This is a genomic window from Psychromonas sp. SR45-3 (assembly GCF_014163575.1).
Classification (GTDB): domain Bacteria; phylum Pseudomonadota; class Gammaproteobacteria; order Enterobacterales; family Psychromonadaceae; genus Psychromonas; species Psychromonas arctica.
In genome coordinates this window covers 137,234-155,203 of record NZ_JACJDP010000001.1, presented here as the reverse complement: position 1 = coordinate 155,203, position 17,970 = coordinate 137,234, and the positions used below count along the sequence as shown (strand labels likewise).

Sequence of the window (17,970 nt, the reverse complement as noted above, 5' to 3'; positions counted from 1 at the left end):
TGACAGAATTATGTAGTTGGAAAGCATATTTATTTTTACAATCTTAAAACTTATTTTTTTGAATATTCTTACTAATCGGTAGAGTTTATTCGTCTACATTTAAAACCTTTTCAATTGGCTCAGGAGTGAATAAACCTTTTTTCATAACAAATTTCACCCAAATAATACCAATAATGGAGACAACACCTAATACAATCCCTGCCGAACTAAATATCTGAAAACTAAGTTCTGGTGCTGGCGATGCATAATAAATGGAATAGATCATTCCAATAATGCCGATAATTTGTGGTAACGGGTAAAAGGGGGTTTTATAGGGTCTATTTAAGTTTGGGTATCGACGGCGTAAAACAATGACATTGATGTGTGTAATGATGTAAGAAATTAACCAAGCTATGGCTGCTGAAACAAGAAGCAAACCGATAGAGTCTGGCTGGTCAACGAGTAATATCATTGGAATACCTGTAATGATTGAGACAAATAGTACTGCAACCCAAGGTGTTTTATTTTTCTTTGAAAGTATTTTAAGCTGTGGAAATACTTGCCCATTCAAGGCCATTCCGTAAAGCATTCTAGGTATAGCTGCAAGGCAAGTATTGACGGTACTACATGTTGCAGTAATTGAAATTACAGCAATAAGGATGAGCCCAACATCACCAAATGCAGCAAGAGCAAAATCATAATGCGGTAAAGAAGAACCCGCTAGCTGTTCAGCTGGTACATATAATAAAGCAGCAAAACAGTACAGAGAGATGGTGATAAAAATAACCGTCATACCAATAATCATTGAGCGAGGAATGTTCTTATTAGGATTTTTAGCATTTTCGACTAATGGACAAACGAATTCTGCACCAACAAACCCCCATATAGCCAATGCGGCGAGCGTGATCACCTCTAGGCCCATTGGATTCCAATCGGTTGTAAGAAGATCAAGGCTGATAGGTTTAGCATCCATGGATCCGGAAATCGCACCTAGAGATATAACAAGTAATAAAGTGATCATGACGAAGGCTAAAACGGATTGTAGTTTCGCAAAGAGGTCAATACCTTTTAAATTCAAAAGAGTAAATATTGCCAGTAATCCAAAACCAACAGTATATTTGGGGAATATGTCTGGGAAAATTTTATTGATAACGTAGTCCACTAATAAAAGCTCTGCAGATACAGCGAACATGGTTACCACAACATATCCAGAAAAAACCGCAAGTATGGCAGAAAAGTGCCCGATAGCGACTTCGGTATAGCTCGCAAGCCCACCTGCTTTAGGAATCATTAGCGCTAATTCTGAAAAAGAATAAATATAAGTTATTGCCAATAGGTAAGCGATAATAAGCGGCACTATAAAGCCTAAGCCAGAGATTCCTGCTCCTTGTAACATTAGTACCATAACACCTTGTGATACAACCAAACCAACTGATACTGCCAGTAACGAACCAAGGCCAAGTGTTCTTTTAAATGTTGATGTTGAATGCTCACCTGAGCTTTGTGGATGATTCTGTTGAATATCTATCATTGAAATTCCCTTTGAGTTCTAATATTTATTTTAAGAGCTTTTACGAATCAGTCATCTCTACATATCTAGATTAATGTCATGATTTGTACTAAGTTCTAGGATTAGGCGATCTATAAATTCTTCACATTTAATTAACTGTTCTCCATGAATATATTCGTCTGGTTTGTGCCCTTGGTTCATACTGCCAGGCCCACAAACAACGGTAGGAATGCCTAAATGGTGGCTAAATAACCCCCCTTCGGTTCCAAAATTAATATTGGCTTGCCTAGTTGACTGGGCAAGCTTTCGGACAAAGGTAACTGCTTGATCACTTTCAGGTGTATTTAGTCCTGGATATTCGGTGGTGATTTCAATATCAATCTTGCAATTAACATCATTTTTTTGCATTTCATCAGTTAATTCTGAGCAATAGTTTTGAAATTCAGCGAGTATATGTTTTGGATCTTCTGCTGCAATATTGCGGATTTCAAAAAGAAAGCTACAGTGTTTTGGAACAATATTTAAGGCATTTCCACCACTAATGACCCCTGTATGGACTGTGCTATAAGGTATTTCGTAACAGTCTTCAAATGGGCCATTAGCTTGCTTATTTATGGCAACATTTTCTAACCAAGAAACCAAACGTGCAGCGTAATTAATGGCATTAACACCATAGGGCGCCATTCCTGAGTGACATTCTTTCCCAATAACAGTTACTTTAGCTGCAAGTTTTCCCTTATGAGATGTAACCACATTCATTGATGTGGGCTCACCAATAATACAAACAGCGGGTTTGACAGGAGAACTTTTCAACATATCAATTAAGCTACGCACACCTATACAGCCGATTTCTTCATCATAAGAAAAAGCAAGGTGTATTGGTGTCAGGAGTTTTTGAGAAACCATATTAGGTATTGCGCCAAGCACTGCGGCAATAAATCCTTTCATATCACTCGTACCACGGCCAAAAAAACAACCATTTTCTTCGCTTAGAATATATGGTTCTTTCGTCCAATTTTGTCCAGTGACAGGAACTGTATCAGTGTGCCCAGATAGCATGACTCCTGGAATGTCAGTAGGGCCAATAGTGGCAAAAAGGTTTGCTTTCTTCCCATCTGTATCGAAGATTAATGTACTTTCAACACCATACGAATTTAAATACTTTGTTATATAATCCATCAATTCTAAATTAGAATTAATGCTCGTAGTATTAAAGTTAATGAGTTGTTTTAACACATCTAAAGTGAGTGATTTTTTCATCTATAGCTCTTTATATGGTTGTAAAATTTTTTGTTTAGCCATGAATAGCTGACATATACTCATATGTTTTAAATTCGTTCATAAAAGCGGCTTTATATTTATCCTAAGAAAATGTTTTGTTGCTTAATATTTCCTTAAAGATCTCCCGGGACTCCGTAAGATTCCGAATTTTCAGGATCAACTGCACGAGTAATGTAAGCGTTCATTTGAGGTTCATAATTTGTCCAAATTTCTCTTAGTTCATTAATCGGTTCAGCATGCCAATCGACTCTTAAGTCAACAACTGGCCAATTTGGCTCTGCATGAACCAATAACCCTGCAGAATGTTCTGGTCCTAATTCACCACCAGCTGCCATTCCTGCTTCTAGTGCTAAAAGTAATCTATCTGCTAAGTGACCTGAACTTTGCTCAAAAGCGTTGATCATGGCTTGTGGAACACCTGTATTATGTAATAGGTTACCCATTGCGATACAGTTCTGGCCGGATGCAGTCGCATTTATTCCTAATGCTTTTTCACCACTAAATGTGGCCCCTTCGCCTTCAGCGTTCAATACTCCTAATTGACGCCATTGAACATCTGTATCTGCTTCTTTGAGTGATTCGATGACCTGCTCTGGAGTTTGATTCTTTTCAAATAACGTAAGTGCTAATGGGCCAAGATCTGGATTGGTAATATTTTGAGTGAGAGCAACACCCGTTTTACTTTGTACAAAAGCGCATCGACTAGTAACACAAATACTTGAAGAAGTAATTGCTGTTCCAAGCATTCCTGTTTCGGGACAGAAACCTGCAATAGAATACGTCATTATTTATTCCTCTCCTGACGGTATAACTGCAATAATATCGATTTCCATAAGCCATTCCGGTTGTGCCAAAGCTTGTACGACTATACCTGTCGAAATAGGGAAAACACCTTTCAGCGATTTTCCTGTTTCTTTATAAACAGCTTCTCGAAAACGTGGATCTGTAATGTAAGTGGTTGTTTTAACGATATGGCTCATATCCGATCCCGCTTCTTCTAACAATGTTTTTACATTTTTCATTGCTTGTGCTGCTTGAGCTCCTGGATCGCCAAGACCAATCAGTTTTCCATCAAAATCAGTTCCAACTTGTCCTCGGACATATACGGTATTACCAGCACGCACCGCTTGGCATAGATCATTATCTAATGTTTGATTTGGATAGGTTTCTTTTGTATTAAACATACGAATTCTTGTGTGAGTAGGCATTTTTATTCTCTAATTTTTAGGTTATATAAAAAGGCTAAGAGATAATCATTACAGATTTTTTTTACTCTTAGCATATAAAAAATTCACGTTTATTTATTCTGAAGAATGATGATAATTCATGTATTGACGCTGTATTTCGATTTGATCTGCCAAATACTTTGCATCATGCCAAACTCCCCAAATGAAACTAGATCCTCGGCGTGATAACCAAGGTAAGCCTAGAAAATAAAAGCCAGCTTCTGGAGTAACTCCTCGATGATGTAATGGTCTATCATTTTCATCTACTGCATTTATTTTTAACCAGCTGTAATCGGATGAGAATCCTGTTGCCCAAATAATTGAAGTAATATTTTCTTGAACTAAATCTATTTCTTGAATTGGGTTTTTAATACATTCTGCATCAGGAAAAACATTCCTTGCATTCGGTTCTTCTGGTAAATCTAAATGGTTATCTGTGATATAGGTGTCTGCTTCATCTAGTAGCGATAAATAATTATCATCACCATTTTTTAGATTCTGTAACAGATCATTTTCAAAAGTAATTTTGCCATTGTTGAATGACTTAGTACGTCCAACTAATGTCATTCCCTCATTAGCGAGCTCCCTAAAATCAATTGTTTTTCCTCCTTTAGCTCCACTAACTGCAATAGTTACATGTTCAGTTCCTGGCTCCATTGCAGCCATATTCCATTTTCCAAGAACACCTAGCCACCAACAGAAATCTCGATCTCGGTAAGAGCGGGGAGGGCGATCATGAGGACCTGTAGAAAGAAATACTTTTTTGCCTGAATTCATTAATTCATCAGCAATTTGCACTCCTGATGATCCTGCTCCAACAACTAAAACGGCACCATCTGGAAGTTGCTTTGGATTTTTGTAATCTGCAGAGTGAATCTGATGAAGGTTTTTATCTTTAGGTGCAATTGCAGGAATAATAGGAGTTTGAAATGCTCCAGTTGCAGAAACAACTCTTTTAGCTTCAATTACGCCACTTGAGGTTTCGATAATGAATCCAGAAGTACTGGTATTACGTTCAACTTTGATTACTTTTACTCCCTCTCTAATAGGAGCATTGTATTTTTTTGCGTATTCTACGAAGTAATCAGCGACGCTTTCTTTTTTAACAAAGCTGTCTTGAGGCACATCATTAAATTCAAGGCCGGGAAAGCGATCGTGCCAAGCAGGGCCGTTAGCAACTAATGAATCCCATCTTCCTGTTCTCCATTTTTCAGCAATTCGGTCTCGCTCTAAAACAATATGTGGAATATTATAACTACTTAGATGCTCGCTCATGGCAATACCTGCTTGGCCAGCTCCAATAACAAGCGTATCTATCTTTTCATTCATCATGTCTGCATCCTATATGAAAGCTTTAAGGGTAAAACTTTATTATGTCGGTTGGTTATGTACCTAAGAGTAAGTGGTGTTAATTATTTGTTAAAATATTATTAACCTTAGGTTAGGATTAAAAAAACTTATTTAACAAAGTTACAGAGGAATTAGTGCGTGATATTTAGCTTATTATTGCTGTTATATTTCATTGGATTATTTCAAAGCATTTGCAGGTTGTGATGCCAAATTAGCCAGTGTCAGGTACTGTCAAGTTAAGGTTTTTTTCAAAAAACATGCGATAATCAAGGTATGAAAAATTCTAATATCTACGCTGGTTATCGTTATCCTGCACAAATTATTAGCCATACAGTTTGGCTTTATCATCGTTTTATACTTAGCTTTCGAGATATCGAAGAATTACTTGCAGCACGGAGTATTGTTGTCAGGGTACTGTCAAGTTAAGGGGTTTTTCAAAAAACATGCGATAATCAAGGTATGAAAAATTCAAACATCTACGCTGGTTATCGTTATCCTGCACAAATTATTAGCCATGCCGTTTGGCTTTATCATCGTTTTACATTGAGCTTTCGTGATATTGAAGAATTGCTTGCTGCTAGGGGAATTGTTGTTACTTATGAAGCTATCCGACAGTGGTGTGAAAAATCCAGCAATATCGACTGTAATCAGGTCAAAAACAACTGCGGTCAGCTTGGAGATACTTGGTATCTGGATGAGGTTTTTATCAAAATATGGTGTATTACATTACCTGTGGCGAGCAGTAGCTCAAGGCGGTGATGAAAGAGATATTTTAGTACAAAAGCGCAAGGATAAAAGGGCTGCCATGCGTTTCTTTAAGCGATTACTAAAAGGGCAAGGGACGATGCAGTTAAAGATTGTGACGGATAAATTGGCAAGTTATTCTGCGGCTAAAAAAGAACTAGTACCAAGTGTCGAACACTCGACCGTTCAGTATGAAAACAATGGATGTGAATTGTCACATCAGCCCACTCGGCAACAAGAAAGGTAAATGCGGAAGTTTAAATCTCTCGGACAAGCTCAACGATTTTTGAGTTGCCATGGTGTGATTAATAACTTGTTTCGACCTGGCCGCCATTTAATGCAAGCAAAACATTATCGTCTTTTCCGAGATCATTTGTTCGTCGAATGGGATAGGGTTAGTTGTATTCAAAATTTAGTTTAGAGTGAATTTTAGTGGATTTGCTTGGTTAAACTCAATAAGTTGACCGTACCGAGCATTCAACTGTTCAGTATGAAAATAACGGTTGCGAGCTCTCAAATCAGCCTACTCGCAATATGAAAATAAAATCAGGCGATTCGAATACCATGGTCAAGTTCAACAATTTTTGAGTTATCATGGTATGGGCGAGTTAGTTCAATTCAACATTTATGTTGAGGTCTGTTTGACGGTGCTTCTTCGCTTCAGTTTGATAAGTTGACAATACTCTCCCACAGTACAATTCAAATTTTTACATAACAACGGCAGTGTTTCAAAATTAATACTATTATTGGTATATTTAATTGAATGGTAAGCTAGTTAAGAACATTATTATTAAATAAACATTTAATAATAATGTGTTTTCTAATACTAAAAACTAAAGTCTGAGAACGAGGGCTTGTTAACTTTAACAACAATTCCACTTATTCTTTAACGACAATTCAAACAATGCTGTTCTACCTTAATGGCCTTAGTAATAAATACACTTTATTGCATTTTATCAGGGCATAGCCAGCATCAGTGAAAGCGAAAAAATAACGGCAGTAAAAAAACATTATTTGAATTGTCATTTAAGTGTGAAAATAGAAATGATTTATAATCAGTAATTTAGTAAAGTATGACATAATAAGACGTTGATTTTTATTCAATTAATCACTATCGTGGTTCGTGAATACCAACCACTTAGCTAACGGAGCTTCGCTTAAATGCATTATTTCTGGGTGCCATTTTTACCCATGTTCGGGATTATAGTTCCCTTACTCGCCAATAAACTTAATCGTAGTGCCTGTACGCTGGCAACCGCGTTGCTACCAGCGCTAGCGCTTTGCTTGATTTTTCTTGATTTGCCAGCGGTATTGGCTGGGGAGTCTTTTAGCAAGAGCGTTGAGTGGATCCCCCAATTAGGTTTATCATTATCATTTCGGCTCGATGGTTTAGCTGCATTATTTAGTATATTGATTTTGGGAATTGGTCTACTGGTTATTTTATATGCGCGTTACTATTTATCTGAAAAAGACCATATGGGACGTTTTTACTGTTATTTGATTATGTTTATGACGGCCATGCTCGGCATTGTGATGTCAAATAATATGCTACAACTCTGGTTTTATTGGGAGTTAACCAGTATTAGTTCGTTCTTGCTAATCGGTTTTTGGTCACACAATAGTGATGCACGTAAAGGTGCTAGAATGGCGCTTACTATCACTGGTGCTGGTGGTTTAGCGTTATTGGCAGGGATCATATTATTAGCTCAAGTCGTTGGCAGTTACGAATTAGACGTCGTCCTCAATAGTGGCGAGTTGGTAAAACAAAGTCCTTATTATTTAGCTATTTTAAGTCTATTTTTAATTGGTGCATTTACTAAGTCTGCTCAATTCCCATTCCATTTTTGGTTGCCTCACGCCATGGCAGCGCCTACGCCGGTAAGTGCTTACTTACACTCAGCTACTATGGTAAAAGCGGGTATTTTCTTATTAGCGCGTTTTTACCCAGTCTTAGCAGGCACAGAAATGTGGTTTGTGGTGGTGTCATTAACCGGTTTATTGACTATGTTATTGGGCGCTTACACTGCATTGTTTAAACATGATTTAAAAGGGCTATTAGCTTACTCGACCATCAGTCACCTTGGTTTAATTGTATTGTTGCTCGGTTTAAATACTGAGTTAGCTGCGATTGCTGCAATATTTCACATCATGAATCATGCCGTTTTTAAAGCGTCATTATTTATGGCTGCAGGTATTATTGACCATGAATCTGGTTCGCGAGACATGCGTAAAATTAATGGGCTATGGAAATACATGCCTATCACTGCCACGTTAGCGATGGTGGCCTCTGCATCGATGGCAGGGGTGCCTCTGCTTAATGGGTTTTTATCTAAAGAAATGTTTTTTACTGAAACCTTAGAGCAAAGCATTTTAGGTGCTATGTCTTGGTTAATTCCTGTATTAGCGACTATTGCTGCGGCCTTTTCTGTCGCTTATTCACTGCGTTTTATTCATGATGTGTTCTTTAATGGTGAGCCGAAAGGCTTAACTAAAACCCCACATGAGCCACCACGTTATATGCGTGTTCCCGTGGAAATATTGGTGGCGATTTGTTTGTTGGTGGGTATTTTTCCTAACTACACGATTGGTCCATTGCTACAAAGTACTTCATTGGCGGTACTTAACCATGCCTTACCTGAATATAGCTTATCCATATGGCATGGATTTAACCTGCCGTTATTAATGAGTGGAATGGCAACGATGGGTGGTGTGGCTATTTATTTGAACCGCAAACATCTATTCAAATTTGCAGGGATGTTTCCGGATATTGACGCAAAATTGGTCTTTGAAGGTTGTATTCAGGCCTGTGTAAGGTGGGCACAAAAAATAACCATGACATTGGAGAACGGCTCTTTACAACGTTATGCTTTTTGTCTCTGTTTCTTCGCTTTATTGCTCATCGCACCACCTTTGTTTGACCTAGATACAACCAGAGGAAGTTTGCCTGGTACGCCTATCAATGGTGCTGTGCTTGTTGCTGCTATTTTGATTATTGCAGGTTCACTTGCCACCATGATTTGGAGTCATTACCGTCTCATTGCATTATTAATGTTGTCGCTAGTCGGTTTAGTCGTATCGATAACCTTCGCTTACTTCTCGGCACCTGACTTAGCGCTTACTCAGCTCTCAGTAGAAATTGTAACGGTGATTTTGTTATTGCTGGCGCTTTATTTCTTCCCTCAGCAAACCCCAACCAGTAAAAGTCGCCCTAGCCATTTTGTACGCGACTTGACTGTTGCGGCATTCATAGGCTGTATTATTGGTAGTATTTGTTTTGCTTTAATGACCCATCCTTTGGATAGTATTTCTGCATTTTTCTTAGCCAATGCAAAAACAGGCGGGGGCGGAACCAATGTGGTAAATGTTATTCTGGTCGATTTCCGTGGCTTTGATACCTTTGGTGAGATTACGGTGCTCGGGATTGCTGCATTAGGTATTCATAAGTTAATTGCTCGCATGCGTTTATCAATGCGCACTAAAGATTACGATGGCCGCCTATGGGCGAAAGAGAAGTATCCGGTGTTATTAATGGTGGTTTCACAAAGCTTATTGCCTCTATTCCTGCTCATCTCTGCTTATATCTTTATGCGTGGACACAACTTACCAGGCGGAGGCTTTATTGCCGGTTTGATTACTTCTATTGCGTTAATTCAACAATACCTTGCACATGGCGTTGATTGGATGGCTAAAAGGGTGAGTTTGAGTTACCACTATATGATCGCGATTGGATTATCGATCGCCGGATTAACAGGCTTAGGTAGTTGGATTTTTGATCGACCGTTTTTAACCTCTTGGTTTGAATATGTTTCGTTACCTTGGATAGGTAAATTTGAACTTGCTAGTGCATTGCTATTTGACATCGGGGTTTACTTTACCGTGATCGGTGCGACATTGCTTATATTAGCGAGCTTAGGCAAGTTAACGACTACAGAACGACTCACAGTAGGAGAAAGATAATGGAACTAGTCTACGCAGTTTGTGTCGGCTTCATGAGTGCCTGTGGCATATTTTTAATGCTACGTGGCCATACCTTTACGTTAGTTATTGGGCTTACTTTATTGTCTTACGCTGTTAACTTATTTCTATTTGCCAGTGGTGGATTAACCATCGGTGCTCCTACGGTACTGAGTAGCAGTGAAAATTACGCAGATCCACTACCGCAGGCGTTAGTACTGACTGCGATCGTTATTGGATTTGCTATGACCGCTTTTGCTGTGATTCTAGCAATGCGAGGACGCGCAGACTTAGGTAGTGATCACGTAGATGGAATAGAACCTTTCGATCCTTTAGCTGAGGAAAAATCCTAATGAGTTTGTTTGACCATTTAGTTATCTTCCCAGTATTAATTCCTTTTTTTGTGGCTGTTGCTTTGCTTTTTCCAAGCTTAAGTAACTCCTTAAGCAAACAACGTGTAGTGAGCATCTCTGCTAATATTTTGATGGTCGTGGTTGCCTTTTCGCTGCTATTCAAGGTTGAGGCACAAGGTATTCAAGTGTATGCACTTGGCGATTGGTCCGCTCCTTTTGGCATTGTATTAGTCGCGGATCTATTTTCTGTATTAATGGTTTGTTTAAGTGCTATTTTAGGCTTAGCGGTAATACTCTATGCGAGTGCAGGAGAAGATAAAACAGGCGCCTTTTTCCACCCTCTTATTATGTTCCAATTAATGGGCATTAACGGTGCATTTTTAACCGGTGATGTGTTTAATTTATTTGTGTTTTTTGAAGTATTGCTAATCGCCTCATACTCTCTGATGATCCACGGAGGAGGAAAACAACGGATACAGGCAAACATCCATTATGTATTCCTTAATTTAATTGGTTCATCGTTATTTTTGTTTGCATTAGGCACTTTATACGGCACTTTAGGCACCCTTAACTTTGCTGATATGGCCGATAGGATCCCACTGCTCTCCAATAATGAATTACTGATCGCCAAGTCAGGGGCCTTATTGTTATTGGCTGTTTTTGGTTTAAAAGCGGCGATGCTTCCTTTACATTTTTGGCTACCCAAAGCTTACTCGACGACCAGTACTTCAGTGGCCGCATTATTTGCCATTATGACTAAAGTGGGTATCTATAGTATTTGGCGGGTACATGGTGTGATGTTTGGTGACCAAGCCGGTGAACTGGCTAATATCGCTTTGCCATGGTTATGGCCGATAGCTTTATTAACTATTATTGCTGGCGCTATTGCGGTACTCGCGAGTAAAAGTTTGCGGGTGCTTTGTAGTAACTTGGTGATTGTATCCGTCGGTACGTTATTGGTGACTATTAGTTTGAATACGGTACAAGCTACTTCAGCAGGGATTTATTACTTACTACATAGTACCGTCGCCTGTGCTGCTATGTTTTTGCTCGCAGGGTTAATTCAACAACTTCGTGGTCAAGCGGAAGACCGTTTTGTTACTGCTAGAGCAATGCCTCAAGCGGGCATTTTGGGCTTTATCTTTGTGTTATTAGCAATTGGGTTAATTGGTATGCCACCATTGTCAGGCTTTGTTGGTAAGGCATTGATTTTACAATCAATCACCAAAGCAAGTGAAGCAATGTGGGTTTTCCCAATCGTATTAGGCGGAGGGCTAATTGCTTTAATTGCCTTATCACGTGCCGGTACCTCATTGTTTTGGCGAACCAATGGTGAAAACACCAGCACACTAAAAGGCCATCCACTTCAGTACCTGGCGATTGGCTTATTGGTCGTGATACTTCCTTTGATGGTTATTTTTGGCGGAACAGTAAGTGACTATACACAATTGGCTGCAGAGCAACTTAAAGCTGGTTTAAGTTTGCAACAACTTAATGAGGTCGCTAAATAATGAATAAAGTACGTAAATTTGTTTGGTTTCCCACACCCTACCACAGCATATTATTATGGCTAGTGTGGCAAATTTTACATGATTTTAGTCGTGGTCATATGGTGTTAGGGGCGATGTTTGCGATTGTTATTCCTTGGATTGTCGCACCTCTCAGTGAGAAAGAAGCGGTAGCAAAAAAACCTATCAAGGCGGTGATCTATACATTTCGTTTGTTAATTGACATTGTTGCCTCTAATTACGACGTAGCGAAGCGTGTATTGCAAAGCAATCGCAGTTTAAAGCCCGCCTTCATTGCGGTGCCTTTAGACATTAAAGAGCCTGTGCCACTGGCTATTTTTACAAGTAGCGTGTCATTAACACCAGGTACTGTGAGTGTGGAATTATCAGAGGACAGAAAATGGTTATATGTACATGTGCTGCATCTAGAGGATGAACAACAATTAATTAACCTTATCAAAGATCGTTATGAAGCCCCTTTAAAGGAGATTTTCGGATGTTAAGTTACGCTATATTGATTGCTTGTGCGTTGATTTGTTGTGCTTTAGCGTTAAATGCTTGGCGTTTAATCATCGGCCCCACTACACCAGACAGAATTATTGCCGTTGATACTATGTACATTAATAGCATTGCATTGATCATATTGTTAGGGCTTCACCAAGGCTCTACCATTTATTATGAAAGTGCATTATTGATTGCTCTGCTTGGCTTTGTAAGTACTTCAGCTTTTTGTAAGTACTTATTACGTGGCGATATTATCGAATAAGGAAGAGAGATGACTGTATTTTTAGAAGTGGTAGTGAGTTTTTTATTAGTGTTTGGTGCTTTTGTTATGCTAATTGGCTCTATTGGTTTAGCAAAACTCCCGGATTATTTTACTCGCTTACACGCTCCAACTAAAGCTAGTACGCTAGGCGTTGCCTGTATTTTGCTCGCTTCAATGATTTTTTTCAGCGTTCAACTTGGCCACGTGAACTTAAAAGAAGCATTAATTAGCATGTTTTTGCTGATCACCGCACCCGTTGCTGCACATATGCTAGGGAAAGCAGGCTTACACTATAAAGTGAAAATGACTGATAGTACCCAAAACCAATATTTGGCTAAAAAAGCCTATTTACAACAACATCCTGATGATAAGTAGTTCGCTTTTTTATTGCTGTAAATAACCATAAGCAAACACCTTAATCAATGTGAGTTATCGCATCGACCTACTTTGCAAAAGAACAATAGATATAGAATTTAAATCCGATGACAGCTCAGCGTTTTTGAGTTGTCATCGGGTAGGATTCGCTGTGTTAAAAATATAGCTTAACCTTAATTTCTAGGTATTATTAGCTAGATGAGATCACCTTTGATTCCCTTTAATAGTCTATTATATTGCCTCATCCTGACTTGTGTGTGTGCTCAAATATCTGAGTAAAGCACTCCACATCTTACAATCACCATCGGTATCAAGCTTAATGTCGCCTCTTTTATTAATGCTTCTCTCTACTGTTTGTTTGTCATTAAGTGGCTTTCTCGCCAAGTACTTAGAGCATATTGTACCTATTAATGTGTTACTGATGGCTCGCTTGATAATCCCTGCGATTATTATGTTAGCTACTGCTTTTATATTAAGAGCGAAACTTCCAACTTTCGCTGAAACAAAGGTGATCGGAAAACGTTCTATTTTTATCGCGTTAACGCAGTTTTGCTTCTTTTTAGCATTATCGAAATTAAGCCTGATTGAGTTAGTGGTTTTATTTAGTACCGGCCCACTGTTTATTCCGATTATTGAAAAAATATTATATAGCTCCACAATATCTAGACCGATAGTACTGACATTAGTTTTTTCATTTTTTGGCGTTATTGTGCAATCTGGAGTGATCAATGGTGTGCAATTTCAGTGGGGCATGTTGCTAGGGTTATTAGCGGGTTTTTTTAATGCATGTTCGCAAGTATCGATGTACAAATCCAGCCAAATTAAATTAGACCCATTTATGATCAATGGCGTTAGTTTTTTAATTGCAGCAATATTAGTATTACCCATTGCCACGTTATTAATGCCGTCATCTACTTCTGAATTTGCTTATTGGTTATTTCCTTATGCGGCAGTCATTGGAGTAATGGGGGCATTGAGTGTTGGCACACAATTATTTAGAACTAAAGCGTATCAACGATCTCTGTCGAGCGCAGAACTAGCCCCTATATTTTATTTAAATATATTTATTGCCGCTTTATTACAAGCTATCTTCTTTGAACAAAAATTTCAGCTATTTCAAGTCGTAGGTTTAGCTATTATCGTTAGCGCTTGTTTGGCGTATTCTTATGCCCGTTATCATTCAAGGTGAATTGTATCCATGGTTGACAAGCCAACCAGTGATGGTATTAATACCTTGTGTGGCAATAACATCAAAATGATCAGAATGAAGGAAATTAAAATAAAAGAGTGAAAATTGAAGTGATGACTTTGCAAAGCATATTTCCTCGCAAAGTCATCTTGAATACAGATTAATGATTAAGTGTTTGCTCGCCTTGACCAAAGTGCCAATCAAAATGGAAATGCTGTGTAATATCTTGATCTTTACGCTGATAGGTATGACTGCCAAAATAATCACGCATTGCTTGTATTAAGCTTGCTGATGAGTCCGCTTCACGATAACTATCATAATAACCGATCGCTGAGCTGGTGGTTAACATTGGTAAACCTTGGCCGATTGCTTCGGTCAATACTTGTCGCCATGCTAATTGTCCTTTAGCAAGGTCGTTACTAAATCGCTCTGCAAGCATTAAGTTGGGAAGCTGAGGCTGGCTTTGATAAGCCTCGGCAATATCATTCAGGAAAGTGGCGCGAATAACACAGCCTGCACGCCAAATTTTAGCAATCACCACATAATCAAGTTGCCAGTTATATTCTTTGTCCGCAGCTGACATCAGCTCAAAACCCTGTGCATAACTGCATATTTTTGAACAATATAAAGCGTCTGATAATTTATCTATCCATAGTGCTTTATCTTTTGCTTGTACCTCCGGACCGGCTAATTGTGATGCACCAATAGCACGTGTTTTCTTTTGTGTGCTTAAACAGCGCGCAAATACCGAAGCTGCAATCGCATTCGCAGGGACACCTAATTCCAAAGCCTCACGAGCGGTCCAGTTACCGGTACCTTTTTGTCCCGCTTGATCTAGGATCACATCAACCAAAGGCTGGCCAGTTTTAGGATCTACGGTACGTAAAATATCAGCGGTAATACCAATCAGATAACTTTGTAGTTTGCCTTTGTTCCACTGACTAAAGACATCAGCGACTTCAACGGCAGACATGGCTAATACTTGGCGCATGAATTGAACTGTCTCGGCAATCATTTGCATATCCGCATACTCAATGCCGTTATGTACCATTTTCACAAAGTGCCCAGAACCAATCGGCCCAATGTATTCAGCACAGGGCTCGCCTTCAGGTAGCGGTTGTTCAACATGAGTACGTGCAATTTCAGCCCCTGTTACTGGATCAACTTTTGCTGAGATAGCTTGCCACATCGGTTTCAATTGCTGCCATGCGGCTTTGTCACCGCTGGGCATTAACGAGGGGCCGAAACGTGCGCCTTGCTCGCCACCGGAAATGGCACAAGTAAAGAAATGAAACTTATTTAGATAAGCTTGGTGGCGAGTAATGGAGTCTCGCCATTGGCTGTTACCAGTGTCGACGACAACATCATCAGGTGCTAAGCCCGCAGCAATTAGATCCTGGCAAATAATATCGACGATAGGACCCGCTGGAACAGATAATACAATACGGCGAGGCACAGTAAGTTGTGCCATTAATTGTGTTAGATCTTGCACTGTTTGTAATGGTGCCGCGGTTAATAACTGATGTTGCCCTAGTAGCTCTTGGCTGCGTAGTTGATTGGTATCAAAGGCGACCACAGAAAACCCACGCTCGGCTAAGTTTAGTGCCATGTTTGCACCCATTACACCCAAGCCGATCACGGCAATATCTTTTTGTTCTTGCATTAAAACCTCAATATTTAAATGAACGCCTGATTTATGGCTAAATGACCATATTTATTATGCTTCTTATTAGGCCATCTTTATTATTTTACGTGATTAGTTCGACGTTACTGTTTCACGTTACTATTTATAACGCGACTACTTCTAGTGTAACTATTTTTAAGATGTTTATTTCTAAGCTGTTATCTCCACCACAAGGCTAGGATTGGGAAAATAATGACCAATGCAAGTGTTAACACTTGTAAGCAGATGAAAGGCACTAGTGCACTGAATATCTCACCCAGGCTAATATCTTTGGGCGCTACAGATTTTAAGTAGAAAGCAGCCGGACCAAAAGGAGGGGAAAGGAATGAGACCTGCATATTTAAACAGAATACAACACCAAACCAAACAGGATCCATACCTAAGCTAACAATAATCGGTACAAAAATAGGCATAGTTAATAATGCGACACCAACCCAATCAAGGAACATACCTAATACTAATAGGATAGCCATCATAATAAGGAGTGTAGTCGTAGGGCTGCCACCACTGAGTGCCAGTATAGTGTCACCTACAAAATCAATTCCACCCATCAGGTTATAAACACCAACTAATGCGCTGGCACCAATCCCAATCCAGATGATCATGCCACAGGTTTTCATGGTCGAGATCGCGGCATCTTGTAGCATTGAAATATTAAGCTCTTTACGGATCCAAGTACTTAGCATAATGCCTACAACACCTAATGCAGAGGCTTCTGTGACCGATGCAATACCACTATAAATGCTGCCAAGTACCACTGCCACCGACAATAATGGGAAGAATAAGGCTTTAAAAAAGTTAGGTTGTGTTTTGGCATCTTCCGCGAGTTCTTCAGCCGTAGGTAAAGGGGCTAAAGCAGGGTTTAATTTACAACGTATTAATACATATAGAATATAAAAAATAGCCAGTAATAATGCAGGTACAAAGGAGGCTTTAAATAAGTCACCAATAGATACACTAGCGGTTAAACCGTAAATAATAAGTACAATACTTGGAGGTAACATGGTACCTAAAGCACCGCCAGCACAGGTTGTGCCAATAGCTAATTTACGGTCGTAACCTAAGCGCAGCATTTGTGGTAACGCTAATATACCAAGTAATACCGTTTCACCACCAATAACGCCTGACATTGAAGCTAATATAACCGCAACTAATAAAGTTTGTACCGCAACACCACCACGTAAACGCTTGCCGAATAACTTCATGGCTTCGAATAGATCATGGGCAATGCCGGAACGATCTAATAACGCGGCCATCAATACAAACATCGGCACCGCAAGAAAGATATAACTGTCTACAAAGCTATATAAGCGACTAGTCACCAAAGGCAGTGCGTCGATACCAAACCAACCCACGGTAAAAAAGAGTGCAACAAAACCAGTCACAAATGCTAGCTGCATACCTGTTAACAGTAGCGCTATCATCATAAACAGCATTAATAAGCTGCCATAGCCGATGCCAATTGCAGATAAATCAAACATGAGAGTGTTTCCTTAGCGCTTTGATTTCGGCAATCAAATGCAATAAAAATTGAATAGTAAGAATACAAAAGCTAATCAAAATAACCGCTTTTAAGAGTGCAGGGAAAGGAGGGTTCCACGCACTACCTGAAGTATTGAGTCGCAATTCGCCTAGCGGAGAAAACCACGCACTTTCGGCGAGTGTATAAGCACCATAAGTCATTAGTGCAGAGAAGCTGATCCCAATGATATGGTGCAGTAAATTAAGGTAATGGCGGGTACGCTGAGAAACAACATCGTAAATAAGTACTACACGCACATGCTTATTAGATGCGAAAGCATATAACCCACCAATCACAAATAACGAGCCGCCAATAAAAGACGCTGTTTCATGTACCCAAATAGTTGGTGAGTTAAATACATAACGCATCACCACTTCATAAAAAGAAATAAAGACAGTGAAAATAAACAACATGCTCAGCCAGTTACTTACTTTTAAAATAGCAGCATCAAGTTTGTTCTTAGGCTGTTCATCTTCTTGAGGTTGTGGCATGACTTTTTTGGTAGGCATAAGAGGCTTCCAGATAAAGC

General features: G+C 39.3%; 16 protein-coding genes. 8 read left to right on the top strand and 8 right to left on the bottom strand.

The genetic code is table 11. From position 1 onward, the window contains the following. Positions 1-85 precede the first annotated feature (85 nt). The 5 genes from H5084_RS00660 to H5084_RS00640 form a co-directional block, all read right to left on the bottom strand. A complete protein-coding gene (locus tag H5084_RS00660) occupies positions 86-1,510 on the bottom strand; it encodes an APC family permease (RefSeq protein ID WP_182689218.1) in 1,425 nt (474 codons plus the stop codon). A 57-nt stretch (positions 1,511-1,567) separates the two neighbouring features. Next, positions 1,568-2,749 (bottom strand): acetylornithine deacetylase, encoded by a 1,182-nt coding sequence (gene argE, locus H5084_RS00655; RefSeq protein WP_182689217.1) that lies wholly within the window; start codon positions 2,747-2,749, stop codon positions 1,568-1,570. A 134-nt stretch (positions 2,750-2,883) separates the two neighbouring features. Beyond that, the gene (locus H5084_RS00650) at positions 2,884-3,555 is read right to left on the bottom strand and encodes a DUF1028 domain-containing protein (RefSeq protein ID WP_182689216.1); all 672 of its coding nucleotides are present in this window, start codon (positions 3,553-3,555) and stop codon (positions 2,884-2,886) included. A gap of 3 nt (positions 3,556-3,558) precedes the next feature. Next, the gene (locus H5084_RS00645) at positions 3,559-3,978 is read right to left on the bottom strand and encodes a RidA family protein (protein ID WP_182689215.1); all 420 of its coding nucleotides are present in this window, start codon (positions 3,976-3,978) and stop codon (positions 3,559-3,561) included. 93 nt (positions 3,979-4,071) lie between these two features. Next, on the bottom strand, positions 4,072-5,328 hold the full coding sequence (locus H5084_RS00640; RefSeq protein WP_182689214.1) for an NAD(P)/FAD-dependent oxidoreductase: 1,257 nt from the start codon (positions 5,326-5,328) through the stop codon (positions 4,072-4,074). Between the two features lie 616 nt (positions 5,329-5,944). On the opposite strand from H5084_RS00640, the gene H5084_RS19585 reads away from it, so the two are divergent. The 8 genes from H5084_RS19585 (at position 5,945) to H5084_RS00600 (ending at position 14,235) form a co-directional block, all read left to right on the top strand. After that, complete coding sequence (locus H5084_RS19585; protein ID WP_259396650.1) at positions 5,945-6,337, top strand: transposase; 393 nt, start codon at positions 5,945-5,947, stop codon at positions 6,335-6,337. Positions 6,338-7,251: 914 nt separating this feature from the next. Further along, positions 7,252-10,047 (top strand): monovalent cation/H+ antiporter subunit A, encoded by a 2,796-nt coding sequence (locus H5084_RS00630; RefSeq protein WP_028868737.1) that lies wholly within the window; start codon positions 7,252-7,254, stop codon positions 10,045-10,047. After that, on the top strand, positions 10,047-10,397 hold the full coding sequence (locus H5084_RS00625; RefSeq protein ID WP_028868738.1) for a Na+/H+ antiporter subunit C: 351 nt from the start codon (positions 10,047-10,049) through the stop codon (positions 10,395-10,397). Before H5084_RS00630 ends, H5084_RS00625 begins: the two co-directional genes overlap by 1 nt. Then, complete coding sequence (locus H5084_RS00620) at positions 10,397-11,908, top strand: monovalent cation/H+ antiporter subunit D (RefSeq protein ID WP_182689213.1); 1,512 nt, start codon at positions 10,397-10,399, stop codon at positions 11,906-11,908. Before H5084_RS00625 ends, H5084_RS00620 begins: the two co-directional genes overlap by 1 nt. Then, positions 11,908-12,408 carry a Na+/H+ antiporter subunit E gene (locus H5084_RS00615; protein ID WP_182689212.1) on the top strand — a complete coding sequence of 167 codons (501 nt, stop codon included), beginning with the start codon at positions 11,908-11,910 and terminating at the stop codon, positions 12,406-12,408. Before H5084_RS00620 ends, H5084_RS00615 begins: the two co-directional genes overlap by 1 nt. Continuing rightward, positions 12,402-12,671, top strand: coding sequence for a K+/H+ antiporter subunit F (locus tag H5084_RS00610; protein ID WP_182689211.1), 270 nt, complete (start codon positions 12,402-12,404; stop codon positions 12,669-12,671). Before H5084_RS00615 ends, H5084_RS00610 begins: the two co-directional genes overlap by 7 nt. A gap of 9 nt (positions 12,672-12,680) precedes the next feature. Continuing rightward, a complete protein-coding gene (locus H5084_RS00605; protein ID WP_182689210.1) occupies positions 12,681-13,046 on the top strand; it encodes a Na+/H+ antiporter subunit G in 366 nt (121 codons plus the stop codon). Positions 13,047-13,365: 319 nt separating this feature from the next. Further along, positions 13,366-14,235: a DMT family transporter gene (locus tag H5084_RS00600; RefSeq protein WP_182689209.1), complete on the top strand. Its 870-nt coding sequence runs from the start codon at positions 13,366-13,368 to the stop codon at positions 14,233-14,235. Positions 14,236-14,395: 160 nt separating this feature from the next. Here H5084_RS00600 and gndA read toward each other — a convergent pair whose 3' ends face one another. From gndA to H5084_RS00585, 3 genes are all read right to left on the bottom strand, one after another. Continuing rightward, positions 14,396-15,898 (bottom strand): NADP-dependent phosphogluconate dehydrogenase, encoded by a 1,503-nt coding sequence (gndA, locus tag H5084_RS00595; RefSeq protein ID WP_182689208.1) that lies wholly within the window; start codon positions 15,896-15,898, stop codon positions 14,396-14,398. Between the two features lie 179 nt (positions 15,899-16,077). After that, positions 16,078-17,400 (bottom strand): TRAP transporter large permease subunit, encoded by a 1,323-nt coding sequence (locus H5084_RS00590; RefSeq protein WP_182689207.1) that lies wholly within the window; start codon positions 17,398-17,400, stop codon positions 16,078-16,080. Continuing rightward, the gene (locus H5084_RS00585) at positions 17,393-17,950 is read right to left on the bottom strand and encodes a TRAP transporter small permease subunit (protein WP_220485858.1); all 558 of its coding nucleotides are present in this window, start codon (positions 17,948-17,950) and stop codon (positions 17,393-17,395) included. The genes H5084_RS00590 and H5084_RS00585 overlap by 8 nt, the downstream gene beginning before the upstream one ends. Positions 17,951-17,970: the final 20 nt, after the last annotated feature.

What these genes read in the sequence shown, in the direction of transcription:
- H5084_RS00640 (WP_182689214.1), bottom strand. Translation starts at nt 5,328, where the DNA reads ATGATGAATGAAAAGATAGATACGCTTGTTATTGGAGCTGGCCAAGCA.
- H5084_RS00650 (WP_182689216.1), bottom strand. Translation starts at nt 3,555, where the DNA reads ATGACGTATTCTATTGCAGGTTTCTGTCCCGAAACAGGAATGCTTGGA.
- argE (WP_182689217.1), bottom strand. Translation starts at nt 2,749, where the DNA reads ATGAAAAAATCACTCACTTTAGATGTGTTAAAACAACTCATTAACTTT.
- H5084_RS19585 (WP_259396650.1), top strand. Translation starts at nt 5,945, where the DNA reads ATGAAGCTATCCGACAGTGGTGTGAAAAATCCAGCAATATCGACTGTA.
- gndA (WP_182689208.1), bottom strand. Translation starts at nt 15,898, where the DNA reads ATGCAAGAACAAAAAGATATTGCCGTGATCGGCTTGGGTGTAATGGGT.
- H5084_RS00600 (WP_182689209.1), top strand. Translation starts at nt 13,366, where the DNA reads ATGTCGCCTCTTTTATTAATGCTTCTCTCTACTGTTTGTTTGTCATTA.
- H5084_RS00645 (WP_182689215.1), bottom strand. Translation starts at nt 3,978, where the DNA reads ATGCCTACTCACACAAGAATTCGTATGTTTAATACAAAAGAAACCTAT.
- H5084_RS00625 (WP_028868738.1), top strand. Translation starts at nt 10,047, where the DNA reads ATGGAACTAGTCTACGCAGTTTGTGTCGGCTTCATGAGTGCCTGTGGC.
- H5084_RS00590 (WP_182689207.1), bottom strand. Translation starts at nt 17,400, where the DNA reads ATGTTTGATTTATCTGCAATTGGCATCGGCTATGGCAGCTTATTAATG.
- H5084_RS00585 (WP_220485858.1), bottom strand. Translation starts at nt 17,950, where the DNA reads ATGCCTACCAAAAAAGTCATGCCACAACCTCAAGAAGATGAACAGCCT.
- H5084_RS00610 (WP_182689211.1), top strand. Translation starts at nt 12,402, where the DNA reads ATGTTAAGTTACGCTATATTGATTGCTTGTGCGTTGATTTGTTGTGCT.
- H5084_RS00660 (WP_182689218.1), bottom strand. Translation starts at nt 1,510, where the DNA reads ATGATAGATATTCAACAGAATCATCCACAAAGCTCAGGTGAGCATTCA.
- H5084_RS00605 (WP_182689210.1), top strand. Translation starts at nt 12,681, where the DNA reads ATGACTGTATTTTTAGAAGTGGTAGTGAGTTTTTTATTAGTGTTTGGT.
- H5084_RS00630 (WP_028868737.1), top strand. Translation starts at nt 7,252, where the DNA reads ATGCATTATTTCTGGGTGCCATTTTTACCCATGTTCGGGATTATAGTT.
- H5084_RS00620 (WP_182689213.1), top strand. Translation starts at nt 10,397, where the DNA reads ATGAGTTTGTTTGACCATTTAGTTATCTTCCCAGTATTAATTCCTTTT.
- H5084_RS00615 (WP_182689212.1), top strand. Translation starts at nt 11,908, where the DNA reads ATGAATAAAGTACGTAAATTTGTTTGGTTTCCCACACCCTACCACAGC.